The organism is Megamonas funiformis (genome assembly GCF_010669225.1).
Taxonomy (GTDB): domain Bacteria; phylum Bacillota; class Negativicutes; order Selenomonadales; family Selenomonadaceae; genus Megamonas; species Megamonas funiformis.
This window is the reverse complement of sequence record NZ_CP048627.1, coordinates 246358-264511: the sequence shown is the minus strand read 5'-3', so window position 1 is coordinate 264511 and position 18154 is coordinate 246358. Positions and strand designations below refer to the sequence as shown.

Genomic DNA, 18154 nt, shown 5'->3' with positions numbered 1-18154 from the left:
CATCTCATCTTTCTACTTTTTCATTCAATAATTTCAAGCCAATAACACCTAAAATCAAAATAATAATAAATAATAATTGCCAAAAACTAGGAAAAATACCAAAACCTAAAAATTCTACTAAAATAGTACCGATAGCACTCAATCCTACAAATACAGAATATGCTGTTCCAACGGGAAGTGTATTACCTGCTGTAATTAAGCAATAACTAGAACCCAAGATAGCTAAAATTGTTATTGCCCACTCCACAGGTAATACAGCATATTTTAAACCAGTTACCCAGATTAATTCAAAAAAAGTTGCTCCTATAATTTTTATCCAACCAATATTCATAAAAAAACCTCCTAAAACTAAAAATAAAAAGGCTATAGACTGCTGTTTGATTCAGAAACAGCAAAATCTATAGCCTTTTTTCAGACGCTTTCATTTACTTACGGTAGTTTAACAAAATTATTTTTATTTGTCAAATGCCGTTTAATCTAAACTAATTTTTTCACGTCTTTTGGAAAGCTCCTTCAATATATTAAAATAAAAACTTCCGTTTAACTTGTAAAATTTAAGATATAGACACAAAATTACCATAATCAGTAAAGCCGACATTATAAACATCATCACTCTCAAGCCCAAAACCGTTTCCGGCGTCTGAACCGCATTCGGCACATAACCCACCAAGGATAAAACCATCGCCCCGATAAAACCAGCAATAGCCGAACCAAATTTCACGGTAAACGTCTGTACAGAAAACACGACAGCCTCGCTTCTGATACCCGATTTATATTCACCATAATCAACTGTATCTGCTAACATCACTGTAGTTGATACACCAGCCAAAGCATTTCCTAAACAAAATAAACTAGCTACACTGAAAAATAAAACAACACTTGCTTTGTGGTCATCACCAACAAAAAACATACCTAATAAGCCTAAAACTAATAAAATAGCAGATAAAATATAAACTACTTTTCGTGAAAATTTATTTGCTAAAGATGGAAAAGCTATCAAACCTATAGAGCCAACAATAAAATTAACTATGCCAAAAATAGAAAACCATTCTTCATGACAAACTACATATTTGAAAAAATAAATATTCATTCCAGTCCATAAAAATACTGCAATTTGCCCAAAAAGGCACGTCCATCAAGGTATATGTAAGACTCCATAATAGATATGTAACAATACACCAGGCATTTATCAAAATTCCCTGTAAAAAAGTTGCCGGATTTAAATATAATAGAATTAAAACGAAAGAATTTATTATTGTTCCTATTAAAATCCAAGGGCGAAATTTTCCCCATTTAGTTTTTGTATTATCAACAAGCCAGCCCATAAAAGGATTAGTTATAGCATCTACAATGCGAACCACTAAAAATAAAGTACTCACAAAAATTAACGATACACCAACAACATCAGTATAAAAAATCATCAGAAAAGCAGCTATCATATTATAAATAAAATCTTTTCCATAAGCTCCTATTCCATAAGATAATTTCTCTTTCCACAAAAGTTTTTCCATAAATAAATTTGCTCCTCCATTTTTTTAATTTTTATAAAATAAAAAGACTATAACTCCTCTGTTTTATTCAGAAACAGAAAAAGTTATAGTCTAAAATGACGAATTCAATATTTTTCTATGGAAATATTATGCAAAATTTTTAATGAGTTGTCAATAATTATTCATAAAATATAAAGAAAAAAGCACTGAAGTATTCAGTGCTTTTTCTTAACTGGCAACTTCCTATCCTCCCAGCACGTCTCCATGCAAGTACTTTCGGCCTCTAAATGCTTAACTACTGTGTTCGGTATGGGTACAGGTGGAACCATTTAGGCATCGTCACCAGATATTCTCTTTTTTCTTTTTTGAAAGATATTAATCTTTCAAAACCACTCAGAAGATTACTTTGCTCCAAGTCATTTCTTTTTTAAGTTAAGCTCTCGACATATTAGTACCAGTACGCTACATTCATTACTGAACTTCTACTCCTGGCCTATCAACCTCGTCATCTTCAAGGTGTCTTTCAAGCTTTCGCTTCGGGAGACCTCATCTTAAGGCAAGTTTCACGCTTAGATGCTTTCAGCGTTTATCTTTTCCGGACGTAGCTACCCAACTGTACCCCTGGCGGGATAATTGGTACACCATTGGTCCGTCCACTCCGGTCCTCTCGTACTAGGAGCAGCCCCCTTCAAGTCTCTTACGCCCGCGATGGATATGGACCGAACTGTCTCACGACGTTCTGAACCCAGCTCACGTACCACTTTAATGGGCGAACAGCCCAACCCTTGGGACCTGCTCCAGCCCCAGGATGTGATGAGCCGACATCGAGGTGCCAAACCTCCCCGTCGATATGGACTCTTGGGAGAGATTAGCCTGTTATCCCCAGGGTAGCTTTTATCCGTTGAGCGATGGCCCTTCCACTCGGAACCACCGGATCACTAAGCCCTACTTTCGTACCTGCTCGTCGTGTCTGACTCGCAGTCAAGCTCCCTTCTGCCTTTACACTCTTTGCGCGGTTTCCGTTCGCGCTGAGGGAACCTTTGGGCGCCTCCGTTACATTTTGGGAGGCGACCGCCCCAGTCAAACTGCCCGCCTGATACTGTCCTGAGAGTCGTTACTTCTTCAGTTAGAGGTCCAATAAATAAAGGGTGGTATCCCAAGGTTGACTCCATATCAGCTAACGCCAATACTTCTCCGTCTCCCACCTATCCTGTACGTTATTTACCGAACATCAATGTCAGGTTGCAGTAAAGCTCCATGGGGTCTTTCTGTCCAGTCGCGGGTAACCTGCATCTTCACAGGTACTTCAATTTCACCGGGTCCCTCGTTGAGACAGTGCCCAAGTCGTTACACCTTTCGTGCGGGTCGGAACTTACCCGACAAGGAATTTCGCTACCTTAGGACCGTTATAGTTACGGCCGCCGTTTACTGGGGCTTCAATTCAAGCCTTCGAGTTTCCTCTAAGCCCTCCTCTTAACCTTCCAGCACCGGGCAGGTGTCAGCACCTATACGTCAGATTTCTCTTTTGCAGGCACCTGTGTTTGTGCTAAACAGTCGCTTGGGCCTCTCTTGTGCCACCGGCTGACGCTCCAGAAGTAAATCCCTTCACATCCTCCGGCTATCCTTATCCCTAAGTTACGGATACAATTTGCCGAGTTCCTTAACGAGGGTTGTCCCGCGCACCTTAGGATTCTCTCCCCGCCTACCTGTGTCGGTTTCGGTACGGGCGCCTCATCTCTCACTAGAAGCTTTTCTCGACAGCATGGCTCACTTGAATTTGACTTTACCGAAGTATCGTCTATCTATCAGTTCTCGGTCTTATACAGTACGGATTTACCTATACTGCAACCTACCACCTTCGACACGCACATCCATTCGCGTGCTCAAGCTACCTTCTGTGTCACTCCATTGCTCAAACGATTTGAAGCGGTACAGGAATATTAACCTGTTGTCCATCGCCTATGCTTTTTGCCTCGGCTTAGGTCCCGACTTACCCTGAGTCGACGAGCGTTGCTCAGGAAACCTTAGGCTTTCGGTGGAACAGATTCTCACTGTTCTTTTCGCTACTCATACCGGCATTCTCTCTTGTATATCCTCCAGCGCTCCTTCCGGTACACCTTCAGTCGGATATACAACGCTCCCCTACCCAGAATTATATAATCCTGCCGCGACTTCGGTTCTGTACTTGAGCCCCGGACATCTTCGGCGCAAGGCCTCTCGACCAGTGAGCTATTACGCACTCTTTTAATGGTGGCTGCTTCTAAGCCAACATCCTGGTTGTTTATGAAGTCTTACATCCTTTTCCACTTAGTACAGCATTGGGGACCTTAGTCGGCGGTCTGGGCTGTTTCCCTCTTGACTACGGGTCTTATCACTCGCAGTCTGACTCCCAGGGTCTTAATTATAGCCATTCGAAGTTTGACTAGGGTCGGTAGGCTTTACGCCCCCTTGCCAGATCAGTGCTCTACCGTCTATAATCTTCCCTGAGGCTAGCCCTAAAGCTATTTCGGGGAGTACCAGCTATCTCCGCGTTCGATTGGCATTTCACCCCTATCCACGGTTCATCCCAAAGTTTTTCAACACTCACGGGTTCGGTCCTCCACGCATTTTTACCTGCGCTTCAACCTGACCATGGATAGATCACTGCGGTTTCGGGTCTACACCATGTTACTAGTCGCCCTATTAAGACTCGCTTTCGCTTCGGCTCCGTGTCTCCCACTTAACCTCGCAACATAATGTAACTCGCCGGTTCATTCTTCAATAGGCACGCCGTCGCACTCTTAAGGTGCTTCGACTGCTTGTAGACATACGGTTTCAGGTTCTATTTCACTCCCCTCCCGGGGTTCTTTTCACCTTTCCCTCACGGTACTATGCGCTATCGGTCGCCAAGTAGTATTTTGCCTTGGAGGGTGGTCCCCCCTGCTTCCTGCAAGGTTTCACGTGTCTCGCAGTACTCTGGATACCAGCCCGATTGACTTCTTTTCGCCTACAGGTGTTTTACCTTCTGTGCATGGCCTTTCCAAACCATTCGACTAAGAAGTTTCCTCTTTTTGCCGGTCCTCAACCCCACAAAACCGAAGTTTCATGGTTTGGGCTCTTCCCCTTTCGCTCGCCGCTACTTAGGGAATCTCAATTGATTACTTTTCCTCTGGGTACTTAGATGTTTCAGTTCCCCAGGTCTGCCTCTTTCGTACCATCACATGACTGATGGTGGGTTGCCCCATTCGGATATGCATGGATCACTGGATGCTTGCTCCTACCCATGCCTTTTCGCAGCTTACCGCGTCCTTCATCGGCTCTTGGCGCCAAGGCATCCGCCGTATGCCCTTGTTCACTTAACTTACTTAAGGTCATTTGCGTTTGTCTTCGCTAATGTAATTTGTTTAAATCCTAAAATGCTTGGTTCAATCCACTTTAAACTCATAAGAGAAGCTAATTCTTTTAATGAGGTTAGAACTTTTGTTCTAACTATAGTATCTGTAAATGATAAATCATTAACAGCCTACTTATATGGTGAATTTGTTTTTTTGCATTTCTTCTTCTGTGCAGTTTTCAAAGATCAATATCTGAGAGAAATATTCTCTCAAAACCAAACAATGCTCGAATGTGCTCGACACATGCCGTTACCTCGGTAACGCATGCTCCTTAGAAAGGAGGTGATCCAGCCGCACCTTCCGATACGGCTACCTTGTTACGACTTCACCCCAATCATCGCCCCCACCTTAGACGGTCGGTACCATAGGCCCTTAGCCGGCTTCGGGTGTGAATGACTTTCGTGGTGTGACGGGCGGTGTGTACAAGGCCCGGGAACGTATTCACCGCAGTATGCTGACCTGCGATTACTAGCGATTCCGACTTCATGTAGGCGAGTTTCAGCCTACAATCCGAACTGAGAGATGCTTTTAGGGATCCGCTCCACCTCGCGATTTCGCTTCCCTCTGTTCATCCCATTGTAGTACGTGTGTAGCCCAAGACGTAAGGGGCATGATGACTTGACGTCATCCCCGCCTTCCTCCGCGTTGTCCGCGGCAGTCTACTATGAGTTCCCATCCGAAATGCTGGCAACATAGTATAGGGGTTGCGCTCGTTGCGGGACTTAACCCAACATCTCACGACACGAGCTGACGACAGCCATGCACCACCTGTTTTCTTGTTCTCCGAAGAGAAGGAACTTATCTCTAAGTCTTTCAATCAATGTCAAGTCTTGGTAAGGTTCTTCGCGTTGCGTCGAATTAAACCACATACTCCACCGCTTGTGCGGGCCCCCGTCAATTCCTTTGAGTTTCAACCTTGCGGCCGTACTCCCCAGGCGGGATACTTATTGCGTTAACTCCGGCACGGAAGGAGTCGATACCTCCCACACCTAGTATCCATCGTTTACGGCTAGGACTACCGGGGTATCTAATCCCGTTCGCTACCCTAGCTTTCGAGCCTCAGCGTCAGTTACAGTCCAGAAAGCCGCCTTCGCCACTGGTGTTCTTCCCAATATCTACGCATTTCACCGCTACACTGGGAATTCCGCTTTCCTCTCCTGCACTCAAGAAAACCAGTTCGGACCCCATCACGGGGTTGAGCCCCGCACTTTTAAGATCCGCTTAGTTTCCCGCCTGCGCTCCCTTTACGCCCAATAATTCCGGACAACGCTTGCCGCCTACGTATTACCGCGGCTGCTGGCACGTAGTTAGCCGTGGCTTCCTCGTTAGGTACCGTCAAACAAAGACTGTATTATAATCCTTATCCTTCGTCCCTAACAACAGAACTTTACGATCCTAAGACCTTCATCGTTCACGCGGCGTTGCTCCGTCAGGCTTTCGCCCATTGCGGAAGATTCCCCACTGCTGCCTCCCGTAGGAGTCTGGGCCGTGTCTCAGTCCCAATGTGGCCGTTCATCCTCTCAGACCGGCTACTGATCGTCGCCTTGGTGGGCCTTTACCCTCACCAACTAGCTAATCAGACGCAAGCTCATCTTCAAGCGGAAGCTTATGTCAGAGGCCTCCTTTAGTAAGTGTCTCATGCGATACTCTTACATTCATTCGGTATTAGCACCCCTTTCGAAGTGTTGTCCCCATCTTGAAGGTAGATTGCTTACGCGTTACTCACCCGTTCGCCACTTGGTGTTTACCGAAATAAACACCCCGTTCGACTTGCATGTGTTAAGCACGCCGCCAGCGTTCGTCCTGAGCCAGGATCAAACTCTCCAAAAAAATTATTTTTCGAAGAACCGATTGGCTCTTTAATTATCTGTTTAAAAAGAATTTATTAGGTAATCTGCTATAAAAAGCAGATACCGCACATTCGTTTATGTTAGAAAACATATTGTGCATTGTTTAGTTTTCAAAGAACATTTCTTGCTGGCTTCAAAAGTCAGCTTGTATATCTTAACTCAAGAAGTTTATCTTGTCAAGAACTTTTTTTAATTTATTTTTTGTTTTTAACAATTTTCTTCTTTTGAGTTGCCCTCTCGTTGAGTGCTTAATTATTATATCTACTATAAATCACTTTGTCAACACTTTTTTAGAAAAAATATATTTATTTTTGTAAGAAATATTTACCTAAAAATTACGCTCTATTCTGACATACATAAATTCAGATTTATGAGATAATTATAACAAATAAATTTAAACGCTTTAGGAGATGAATACAAATGAAAAAACTATCCAAAAAACTCTTATTGAGTGGACTAGCTGCCTTAACAATTTATAGTGGATTTAATACTATTGATATTTCCACTACTTATGCCAAAGTCAATTATGATGTTTTTGACTTAGAGGCTCATCGTGGAGGTATAGATGTTAGACCTGAAAATACTTTGTATTCTTATGCTTATGCAATAGAGCTAGGTGCTACTTCTATTGAATGTGATATGCAACTTACTAAAGATGGTCAAATAGTAATGAGTCATAATCCTATCTTAAATTCAGATATAACACGTGATAAAAATGGCAATTATATTGAAAATAATAAATATGATATTCGTTTAATGACTGTAGATGAATTAAAGAAATTCGATGTAGGCGTGATGGACCAAAATTGTGGCGAATACTATGATTTACATGGCAAAACACAATTTACTTATGATGCTAAAATTCCTACATTAGAAGAATTAATGCAATTAATTCAATCATATGATGATAAAAATATTGTTTTAAATATAGAAACAAAATCCTATCCAGACCCTGCAAGTGCCGGATATAAAAATAATGCTGACCCTAAGAAATTTGTAGAAGTTTTCAATAATATTGTAAAAAAATATGATATGGAAGATCGAGTTGTTCTCCAATCATTCGACTGGCAAACTTTAATTGAAATGAAAAAATTAAATCCTAATATCTCCACTAGTGCACTTTGGCAAGAACAACCATCATGGGGACGTGATAGTGAATCTTTACGTCGTTATGAAAAGAAAAAATCTCCATGGCTTGGTGGTTTAGATATCAAGGATTATCAAGGAAATCCTGTAAAAGCTGCTCATGCTATTGGTGCTGATATTATTTCTCCATATTATACAGAAATATCCAAACAAGATGTTGATGAAGCTCATTCTTTGGGTATGAAAGTTGTTCCATGGACTGTTAATAATGAAAAAGATATGACTATGTTACTCGATATGGGTGTTGATGGTATTATTTCAGATAAGCCATGGCTCTTAAAACAAGTATTAGAAAAACGCAATATAAAATTGCATACACCAACAGTAAATGTAGATAGTCCATATCATACAGGAACAGATCATAAAGACACAGCCCCTACAAAAGCTGGTAACGGCAATGATGCCGCTTACTAAGCCCTAATCATAAACCCCTTACTACTTTATAAATAAAAATAACCCTACTAATTTAAATTAGTAGGGTTATTTTTATTTATGCTTATTTAAAACAGTTTTCCATTCATCAACTATATTTTCTGGAAGTTCATACACCATTTCTTCTACTTTTATATCATTATCATAAGATTTTTTCTCTAATTTATCTTTTTTCTTATTATAACGATACATATTTTCTTGCGCCTCTGGTAAAACAAGACTTATAGTTTTAGCTTTATTTATTTGTTCTATCTCTTTATTTGTTAAATTGAAGCTTATCCAATATGGATTATCATATTTAACTTTGGCAAAATGAATTTCATATCTATTATTATCATTATCTTGCAATATTAAATATGGAGGATATTCATTATCAAAAATATAATTTCTATCTATATTATGTGATGTTATTGCTAACTCTACATTGTCTTTATATTTGTTATCGTCAGTATAAAATCTATCATTATTGACAAATACTCTAAACAATGCCATTGGTTCTTCTAGTTTTTCATCACTTTTAGTTTGTTCTTTTACTAATTTTTTCTGTTCATAATCTTTCATTTGTTCAGGGTCTTTATATGCATATATAGAACGAATATTTTCCACATTTGATACTTTTGATTGATGTATATTAGCCAAAGCTACAGATTGCATACAAATAAATAAACTTAATAAACATAATACTATTTTTTTCACTTTATCAACCTCTACAATTTTATCTATATTATTTATTATATATCCAAACCCTCTAAATTCAAATAAATTTATCTATAATCTTTCATTTGAAATCTCTTTAAAATTATATGTAATTTTGCTATGCTATATTTGATAAAAATAAAAAGAGGTGTTATTATGCAAGCATTTATCTTTGACATGGACGGCGTTATCATTGATAGCGAACCTATACATAACAAAGTAGTCAAAGAGGTATTACTCGAAAATAATATCGTAGTTGATGATGAAGAATTCAATAAACTCATTGGTATGACATCAACTTCTGTTTTCTCCTATTTTATTGATAAACATCATTTACCATATACTCCTGAAGAAATGACTAATAATCATATGAATTTCTTCAAAAAATATATCGTTGACCATAATCTTAAACCTATTGATGGCATCTGCCCTTTATTAGAACAATTACAAAAAGCAAATATTCCTTTGGCGATAGCATCATCTTCTCCTTTAAACGTAATTGAATTTGTTGTAAAAACATTTAATATTGATAAATACTTTAAATTTTTAATTTCTGGCGAAGATATCCTTCATAGTAAACCTGCTCCAGATATTTATTTAAAAACAGCAAAAAAATTACAAGTTAACCCTAAAGATTGTGTCGTTCTTGAAGACTCTAAAAACGGTAGCATTGCTGCTAAAGATGCTGGCATGTATTGTATCGGTTTTGCCAATCCTAATTCTGGCAATCAAGATTTATCTAGAGCAGATATTATCATTAAACAAATATCCGATATAAATATAACTCAATTACCATAATAAAAAAACTTAGTGAAGATAATCATAGTTTTATTCTATATTACCATTCACTAAGTTTTTATTTTTATTTAAATTGACATTCTAGATATAATACAGATTGCAATACAGTCATCTCTTTAGTATCTGACGTCGCACTAAATCCTCTTATCAAATTACCATTTATATCATAAATATATTTACTTCCATAAATATAATATCTTTTATTGGAAGTACTATCTTTTATTTTATTTGCACTAAACTCATAAAACACTACATATTTAGCATTTAATGCTTTTGCTTTTTGAAATACACTTGAAGATAAGTCATCATCTACAAGGTCAACAAAGCAATCTTCATCTTCTTTTAATAACTTATCTTTCAAAGCTAAATTCATATAATTTATTTCTGATTGTAATTCATTAGGAAAATCATATTTAGGCTTTGCCACATAAGTTTCACATGTTTCAATATCTTCTGTAGCTAAAGCTATATCTTCTTTGCTGTCATAATAATTCTTAATCGCTCTATCAAAATAAAGCAACATATTATGAGCAAATTTATCATTTTCCAATTTAGATACAGTCCATACTTCATTAGTATTAAATTGCACAAAACGCTCATTAGCTATCTGAGCTAAATTTTTTACAATATCACCTTTCATCGTAATACGAGTCAAATTCATTTTAGGTTCATATAAATCTACAAAAGTCTTATTGCCTACAGCAGGTGCACCAAAAGTAATAGTTTCTATTTGATTACTATTTACGCCCATGTCTAATAATCTAGCTGTCAATAATTCCGCTACTGCTCCACCTAAACTATGACCTGTTATATAAATCTTATCTTCTGGGCACTGTTTCAAATGTTCTACTAAATCAAGACCTAAAATCTCGCCTGAACTATTCGCGGAAAAAAATCCATCTTGTACATATTGTAAAAATCCTTTATGCACTAAAGGCTTAGTTTCACTTAAATCTTTATCATTTCTACTTTGCAAAAATTCATCTAAATTATGACCTTGAAATACTGTTGCCTCTACTGCCAAATCCGTTTTTATATCTTGCCAACTGCTAGTACCACTGATAGATAAAAAGAATATATCCTTATCATTTATTTTTTTATCAGCTAATAAATATTTAACATCAGATTTAGCTATTTGTTCATTATAAAAGCGAATATTCCAACCATTACTTTTCAATATATCTCTTGCTAATAAGCTAAATTTATCATTATATACAGCAAGCGATGTCCATGCAGATAAATATTGAATATCTTTTTCACTTAAATTCGTTTCATCAATCTCCAAATTCTGCGCTAATGCTATATTTAAATTTAACATCAATAACATCAGTATAGCTAAGATTTTTTTCATAATAAATCTCCTATTTCTCTATATGCAAAAAACAGGATTTTGCTATGCAAAATCCTGTACCTATCAATTATGGCGGAGAGTGAGGGATTTGAACCCTCGATACGGGGACCCGTATACACGCTTTCCAGGCGTGCTCCTTCAACCACTCGGACAACTCTCCATGTGCTCTCAAACAATATTATATTGTTGCTGACAGAAATATATAATATCAGATAGTTTCATTTTTGTCAACAGTTTTTTATAAAAAAATAGACTACTTCTTATAAACTCATAAAAAGTAGTCTATTATACATAACAATTATGCATTTTAAGCTTCTCCGCGTAAGTGAGCTAACTCCGCTTGTTTTTCACAATAATACCATCTAACAGATTTACCAATAGCGCATCTAACAGCATCTAATCTACCTTGTATAGCTAATTTTTTTAATCTTATAGCATCTAAACCACTTACTGATAAATAGCTTGCGGAGATATATCCTCCTCTCTTTAAATAGTTACGGTAGTTTTGACAATCTCTACGGTCAACTTCAACTTTTTTAATAGCCATTTACTATCACCTCATAAATTTTCTGTGAGAAATGATGTTGCATTTAAAAAATCTAATGCTGTTTCTTATGGAATTTTCTGTTAAGCTCATTATTATTATACAATGACTATGTAAAATTGTATAGTTTCACATAGTCATTGTTTGTAAAATATAAATGAAATTTTTAATAAATATACTAAAGTTACCGTTTATACTGATTTTTTAAATACATAAATATTACTATAAAAATCTTCTTCTATTTTTGGTATCATCAAACCAGCATACATTAATTCACTACCACTAAAAACTTTATCAGTACCAACTAAATTATATAAAGCATTTTCTTGTAGTCCTTTTAATTTCAAAATTAAATTTCTATATATAGGTTCTACTAAAATCTGATGGAAATAACAAATAACAGTATTTTCATCTTTGGAAATAAAATTCCAACTAATATCATTTCCATCAAAAGGACTTTTTATTCTATAGAAAGTCCCTTTTTGTATAACATCTCTATATTGTTTATACCAAGCTACTTGTTTTTTATCTCTTCTTTTTCCTCATCATTTAATTTATTTAAATCTAATTCATAACCTAAATTTCCAGAAGAAGCTACAGCAAAACGAGTTTTAAGTGGTGTTATTCTACCGACTTGGTGGTTTGGCACTATAGAAACGTGTGAACCCATTGTAATTGCAGGGAATAATATACTTGTACCATATTGTATTTTTAAACGACAAATAGCATCTGTATTATCGCTAGCCCATGTTTGTGGCATGTAATAGAGCATTCCTGCATCATATCTACCGCCACCACTAGAACAACTTTCAAATAAAACATTTTTAAAACGCTGTGTTAACTTTTCTAAAATATAATATAAACCTAATACATATCTATGTGATAATTCTTTTTGTTCCTTACTATTTAAATAAGCAGAACCTAAATCTGTCAAATGTCTATTCATATCCCATTTAACATAAGATATCTCTACATTTTCTAATATATTAGATATTTTTTCTACAAGATAATTACAAACTTCTATATTTGATAAATCCAACACATATTGGCATCTGCTCAAAATAGGCTCATAATCCATACTTCTAATCACCCAATCAGGATGATTTTTATATAACTCACTATTTTTAGATATCATTTCTGGCTCAAACCACAAACCAAATAATAATCCTTTTTCCTTAATTTTTTGAGCTAAAGTTTTTAATCCATGTGGGAATTTTTCTTCATCTTCTAGCCAATCGCCCAAACCTTGTGTATCATCACAACGATTTTTAAACCAGCCATCATCTAATACAAATAATTCTATGCCCAATTCACCAGCTTGTCTTACTAAATCCAAGCAATTATCTTCATTGACCTCAAAATGACAAGCTTCCCAACTATTCAACAAAATTGGACGAGCTTTTTCTTTATATAAACCTCGACAAAGTTGATTTCTATACAATTTATGAAAAGTCTGAGACATAGTATTTAAACCTTTATCTGTATAAACTAACACAGCTTCTGGAGAAACAAATTTTTCTTTACCGCTTAAAGTCCAACCAAAAGTCGTAGGGTTCATGCCCATTTGTACTCTAGTAGTCTTATATTGTCCCACTTGTACACTGGCTTGGAAATCACCACTATAAATAAAATTAAATGCCCAAACAGAACCTATATCTTCATTAGTATTTTTGTCCATCAAAGCTATAAATGGTGTTGCCTGTGGACTACTTGTTCCTCGTATGCTTTCTAATACAATAGAGTCAGATTTTATAGCTCTGCGATAAATATTTTTTTCATACAAATGAGCACCGGATAATGTCATCACATCATAATCGCTATCCGCAAAATCCATACTAAAGCTCATTACTTTATCTAAATATATGCTCTTATCATCATGATTTACAATTTCAGTATGTCTGCAAATAACATCATAATCAGCAAAAATTGTGTAATACAAATAAATACTTGCATTCATCACTATATCTTTTAAGATAATACATAACGTCTTAGCTTCATTTTCATTATTTACATAAATAGAAGGCAATCCCTCTAATTTTGGTTTTCCCTCAATGATATTAAAACTATCATAATAAAAGCGATTTACACGCTTGCCATCTTCTGTTTGAATTATATAAGCTGGATTTCTAAAATCCCCTTGATTAAAATCCGGATATTCTTGCAATAAAGTATCTAACGAAAAATTTCTATCTGAAGCTATCGGATTTGAACAAAAACCTCTATCATAAAATAATTGAGCATTACTTCCATTATATGATGATAAATATTTACCAAAATAAATATGTTTTACATAATAATTTTTTTCAATGCCTAAAATATAACTAATTTTGCTGTTAGATAAATTAAATATCTTTTGCTCTTTATCATAATTAATTGCTAACATCTATATTCTCTCCTCTAAATTTATTTTCTACATAATATTTTAAAATATCGTTAGCTATATTAAAATGATAATAAAATGTTATCTACTTTGACATACTCCCCATGCCTAAATGCAGGGGATTCTTGGATACAAACGATACTTGCCTACTAAAATAGCAGGTCTTACTATATCTCTCCAAAGAAGGTTGATGCCCCAACCTTCCATATATTTATAGCAGCATTTCTATCTCTATCGTGGCTGGTTTTGCACTTTGCGCAAATCCACTCACGAACTGCCAAATTTTTAGTTTCAGGATTTTTTGTACCACAAACATGGCAAATTTGCGAACTTGGATAGTATCTATCTATCTTTTGCACTATTGAGCCAATTTCTCTCGCTTTATATTCAAGAATTTTTATAAATTCACTAAATCCATAGTCAGATATTTTTCTACCCCAACGTTTTTGCATTCCTTTTATATTCAAATCTTCTATGCAGATTAAAGCATATTCACTACAAATTTTATTTGCTAATTTAAAATGAAAATCTTTACGTTGATTAGATATTTTCTTATGCAATCTAGCAAGAGCTATTTTTGCTAATCTACGATGATTTGAACCTTTCTTTTTTCTAGATAATATTCTATTAGCTTTTTTTATATCATTAGCATTTTGTTTAAAAAATAAAGGTGCTTTTATATCTTCATTATCCGATGCAGTTAAAAACTGTTTAAGTCCAAAGTCATAGCCGACGCTTTTACCTGTTCTTGCTAAAACTTTATTCTCGTTAGTTTCACAAACAAAATAAAGATATATATCACCTAAAGTATCACGTTTAATTGTTATTGTTTTAACTATTCCTTCAATATCTCTACTTTTAAAATATTTGTATTTTTGTTTATTAATTTCTATAATATTACCCTTTAAAAGCTTCCAACCAGCTTGTTTGAGCGTGAATGATTTATATTTTCGTATCTTTTTAAAAGATGGTGGTGCTGTACGAATTTTATGTTTTAAATTTCTAAAAAACAATTTATAAGCACGGTCTATTCTTTGAGTTATATCTTGAATAGCTTGCGAACCTACTTCTTTAAAATAGCTAAATTTACCTATTTTCTTAAGTTTAGTTAAATGTTTTTGAAGCTTATAGATATTAAGAGATTTTTTAAATAAACGATAATATCTTTTATGCAAAGCAATACAGTGATTGTAGATAATTCCAGCTATATTAATAACTTTATGAAGTTTTTTATTCCTTTTTGCCTTATACAATTTAAAACAATATGTCTTCACTACAATCACCTGCCTTTTTATCATTTATTTATTCTGAACGCTTTTGACTTTCTATATACTGTTTAATAATTGATATTGGTGCTCCACCAACTGTAGATACAAAATATGAATTTGTCCACAATGTTGGTAGCCTTGATTTTAACCATGAAAATTCTTCTCGAAGTATTCTTGAAGATATTCCTTTTATTCGTTTAACAACTTTATGTATACCAAATTGTGGATCAACTTCTAAAAGCAAATGAACATGGTCTGGCATTACTTCCATCTCGATTAAATCGACGTGAAGCTCCTGACAAATATTATTAATCAACTCCTTTAATCGTTCATCAACACCATTGTTCAACACTTTTCTACGATATTTAGGACAAAATACTACATGATACTTACAAGAATATACTATATTATTATTTGATTTATATTTCATAAAAACATTATATAACTATTAAAAATATAATACAATAAAAAACAATGATATCGAATCATTGTTTTTTAGCGAGCTTATATCCTCATAAATAAATTTAGGGGCTTTACGCTCGCATTTGGTAAAGTATTTAAAAATTTAAAAGGTATCACGCCTAATACCTTTAGAAAACAATCTATTCACTATGATACACTACAAACTATTTATGATTTTTCCGCAACTAAAAAAAATACACTTATGTAATCACATAAGTGTATTTTTATATTCGATATAATTATTTACTAAAAGTATATGTTGTAACAGTATGAGTTTCTTGTCCTGCTTTCAATACTGGAGAGGCAAATTTATCACAATTTACAGCATTTGGTACATATTGAGTTTCAATGCAGAAAGCATCACGACGATTGTAAATATGACCTTGTTTACCTGGTTTTCCTTCTAAGAAGTTTGCAGAATAGAACTGTGCACCTGGCATTGTTGTAGCTACGTCCATAATAATACCAGTTTTTTCAGATTTAGCTTGTGCAAAAGTATATAAACCATCATGTTCTGGTAATAATACTGTATGGTCATAACCAGCAGCAATAACTAAACGTTCATCATCTTTGTCTATATCCTGACCGATAGGTTTAGCTTCACTAAAGTCAAATACATCACCTTTTGTAATTGGACGAATTTCACCAGTTGGGATTAATCCTGCATCAGTTGGAATCATTGCTGGGCAATCTAATTTCAATGTTTGATCATAAACACTGCCACTGCCTTCACCAGCTAAATTGAAATAGCTGTGATTTGTTAAGTTAACTACAGTGTCTGCATCAGTTTTAGCTTTATAATCAATGCGTAAGCAAGCATTATCATCAAAAGTATAAATTACTTCTACATCTAAGTTTCCTGGATAATTAGCTTCACCATCTGGAGATGTACGTCTTAAAGATACGCTATTTTCGCCAATTGTGAAATCGCTATAAACTTTTTTATCAAAACCATTAGAGCCACCATGTAAATGATTTGCTCCATTATTTGTTTCTAATTCATAAGTTTTTCCATTTAAAGTAAATTTACCATTAGCTATACGATTACCGCAACGACCAATGAATGCACCATAGAAGAATGTTCCTTCTTCATAGCCTTTTACAGTGTCATAACCTAAAACTACATCATGTAATTTACCATCTTTGCCTTCAACTACAATAGCTTGAATAGTGCAACCATAATTAATAATGCTTACATATTCGCCTTTGGAGTTTTCAATTTTAAATTTATAAACCTGTTCCCCTGTAGAAGCTACACCAAATTCACTTTTTACTACTGCCATTTTTCTTACCTCTTTTATTTATTTGTTTTACAAGGACCTGTAGTATCACGTAAGACTAAAGTATTTTGTAATACAACTTGTCTGCTTGTTTTATTATCACTAGCTATTTTTTCCATTAATAAACTAGCCGCTGTCCATCCTAAAGTCATCATATTTTGGTCCATTGTCGTAAGTTTTGGCTCAATAAAATGACTTAGTGAGACATTATCATATCCCATAATAGATATGTCTTCTGGAATTTTTAAATTTAAACGTCTACAAGCATTGACTGCACCGACACCCATCAAATCATTACAACAAAAAAATGCTGTAACATCTTTTCGATTAGGCAAAAATTCTACAATCTTTTTAGCAGTCAACTCTACTGTATCTATACTATTACCCGCACTAACATTTATGATATTTTCTGGATTATAACAACCCATTTTCTTCATAAATTCAATATATACATCTTCTTTAAACTCATAAGAATCGCTTCGTTCACCACGAACGAAACAAATATTTTGATGACCTAATGATACTAAATGTTCTAAGGCAATTTTGGTACCTATACGTTCATCATTATATACATAAGAAATAGCTGGACGTTTTATATATGAGTTAATAAATACCAGCGGTATCCTAGATGCCATCTGGTCAAAAAAACTACTATCCACACGTTCCGTATTTGGACTAATATTTATTATTCCTGACACATTTCGCATCAGTAATTCATTCATACATTCTTTTTCACAGATAGGGTCATCTTTTGTGTAAGTCAACAATAACGAATAGCCACTACTTGTTGAAAAACTTTCTATTCCACTTACAACTTCAGCAAAAAAAGTATTAAATAGACTAGGCACAATAATTCCAATTATTGAAGAATGTTGTGTATTTAATTCTCTTGCTTGAATGTTTGGAATGTATTCTAAATCTTTTATTGCTTCTAAAACTTTCTTCTTCGTAGCTTCTTTTACTGGATAATTACCATTTACTACACGGGATACCGTTGCTACTGATACTTGTGCCTTTTTGGCTACATCAATTATCGTAGTTGACTTCATTGTCTTCAATCCTTATTAAAATAATATATTAAAA

Annotated in this window: 14 protein-coding genes, 1 tRNA gene and 3 rRNA genes; 2 read left to right on the top strand and 16 right to left on the bottom strand. The window is 35.0% G+C overall.

What is annotated here, in order from left to right; genetic code table 11:
* Window positions 1–4: 4 nt before the first annotated feature.
* The 6 genes from GXM21_RS01205 to GXM21_RS01180 all read right to left on the bottom strand — a co-directional run bounded on the left by GXM21_RS01205 (window position 5) and on the right by GXM21_RS01180 (window position 6694).
* Window positions 5–331, bottom strand: coding sequence for a DMT family transporter (locus GXM21_RS01205; protein ID WP_008539081.1), 327 nt, complete (start codon window positions 329–331; stop codon window positions 5–7).
* A gap of 141 nt (window positions 332–472) precedes the next feature.
* A complete protein-coding gene (locus GXM21_RS01200; RefSeq protein ID WP_008539082.1) occupies window positions 473–1090 on the bottom strand; it encodes an MFS transporter in 618 nt (205 codons plus the stop codon).
* Window positions 1053–1511 (bottom strand): MFS transporter, encoded by a 459-nt coding sequence (locus GXM21_RS01195; protein ID WP_008539083.1) that lies wholly within the window; start codon window positions 1509–1511, stop codon window positions 1053–1055. Before GXM21_RS01195 ends, GXM21_RS01200 begins: the two co-directional genes overlap by 38 nt.
* A gap of 209 nt (window positions 1512–1720) precedes the next feature.
* Window positions 1721–1837: ribosomal RNA gene (gene rrf, locus GXM21_RS01190) — 5S ribosomal RNA — on the bottom strand.
* An 81-nt stretch (window positions 1838–1918) separates the two neighbouring features.
* Window positions 1919–4831, bottom strand: a 23S ribosomal RNA gene (locus GXM21_RS01185).
* A 308-nt stretch (window positions 4832–5139) separates the two neighbouring features.
* Window positions 5140–6694: ribosomal RNA gene (locus GXM21_RS01180) — 16S ribosomal RNA — on the bottom strand.
* The 16S, 23S and 5S rRNA genes sit together here, the layout of an rRNA operon.
* A gap of 440 nt (window positions 6695–7134) precedes the next feature.
* Here GXM21_RS01180 and GXM21_RS01175 point away from each other — a divergent pair.
* The gene (locus GXM21_RS01175) at window positions 7135–8274 is read left to right on the top strand and encodes a glycerophosphodiester phosphodiesterase (RefSeq protein ID WP_008540019.1); all 1140 of its coding nucleotides are present in this window, start codon (window positions 7135–7137) and stop codon (window positions 8272–8274) included.
* A 72-nt stretch (window positions 8275–8346) separates the two neighbouring features.
* On the opposite strand, the gene GXM21_RS01170 is transcribed toward GXM21_RS01175, so the two are convergent.
* Window positions 8347–8988, bottom strand: a complete 642-nt coding sequence (locus GXM21_RS01170) for a hypothetical protein (protein WP_117464346.1) — start codon at window positions 8986–8988, stop codon at window positions 8347–8349.
* A gap of 156 nt (window positions 8989–9144) precedes the next feature.
* On the opposite strand from GXM21_RS01170, the gene GXM21_RS01165 reads away from it, so the two are divergent.
* Window positions 9145–9786 carry an HAD family hydrolase gene (locus GXM21_RS01165; RefSeq protein WP_008540021.1) on the top strand — a complete coding sequence of 214 codons (642 nt, stop codon included), beginning with the start codon at window positions 9145–9147 and terminating at the stop codon, window positions 9784–9786.
* Between the two features lie 64 nt (window positions 9787–9850).
* Here GXM21_RS01165 and GXM21_RS01160 read toward each other — a convergent pair whose 3' ends face one another.
* The 9 genes from GXM21_RS01160 to GXM21_RS01125 all read right to left on the bottom strand — a co-directional run bounded on the left by GXM21_RS01160 (window position 9851) and on the right by GXM21_RS01125 (window position 18120).
* On the bottom strand, window positions 9851–11137 hold the full coding sequence (locus GXM21_RS01160) for a lipase family protein (protein WP_008540022.1): 1287 nt from the start codon (window positions 11135–11137) through the stop codon (window positions 9851–9853).
* Window positions 11138–11207: 70 nt separating this feature from the next.
* A tRNA-Ser gene (locus GXM21_RS01155) sits at window positions 11208–11297 on the bottom strand.
* Window positions 11298–11444: 147 nt separating this feature from the next.
* Window positions 11445–11684, bottom strand: a complete 240-nt coding sequence (locus tag GXM21_RS01150) for a hypothetical protein (protein WP_008540023.1) — start codon at window positions 11682–11684, stop codon at window positions 11445–11447.
* Window positions 11685–11872: 188 nt separating this feature from the next.
* A complete protein-coding gene (locus GXM21_RS12985) occupies window positions 11873–12061 on the bottom strand; it encodes a GH36 C-terminal domain-containing protein (RefSeq protein ID WP_244263892.1) in 189 nt (62 codons plus the stop codon).
* 134 nt (window positions 12062–12195) lie between these two features.
* Entirely contained in the window at window positions 12196–14064 is a 1869-nt protein-coding gene (locus GXM21_RS01145; RefSeq protein WP_008540024.1) for an alpha-galactosidase, read from the bottom strand.
* A gap of 164 nt (window positions 14065–14228) precedes the next feature.
* Window positions 14229–15335 carry an RNA-guided endonuclease InsQ/TnpB family protein gene (locus tag GXM21_RS01140; RefSeq protein ID WP_163604664.1) on the bottom strand — a complete coding sequence of 369 codons (1107 nt, stop codon included), beginning with the start codon at window positions 15333–15335 and terminating at the stop codon, window positions 14229–14231.
* Between the two features lie 28 nt (window positions 15336–15363).
* On the bottom strand, window positions 15364–15759 hold the full coding sequence (tnpA, locus tag GXM21_RS01135) for an IS200/IS605 family transposase (RefSeq protein ID WP_075555428.1): 396 nt from the start codon (window positions 15757–15759) through the stop codon (window positions 15364–15366).
* 271 nt (window positions 15760–16030) lie between these two features.
* The gene (locus GXM21_RS01130; RefSeq protein ID WP_008540026.1) at window positions 16031–17074 is read right to left on the bottom strand and encodes an aldose epimerase family protein; all 1044 of its coding nucleotides are present in this window, start codon (window positions 17072–17074) and stop codon (window positions 16031–16033) included.
* A 14-nt stretch (window positions 17075–17088) separates the two neighbouring features.
* On the bottom strand, window positions 17089–18120 hold the full coding sequence (locus tag GXM21_RS01125) for a LacI family DNA-binding transcriptional regulator (RefSeq protein ID WP_008540027.1): 1032 nt from the start codon (window positions 18118–18120) through the stop codon (window positions 17089–17091).
* Window positions 18121–18154: the final 34 nt, after the last annotated feature.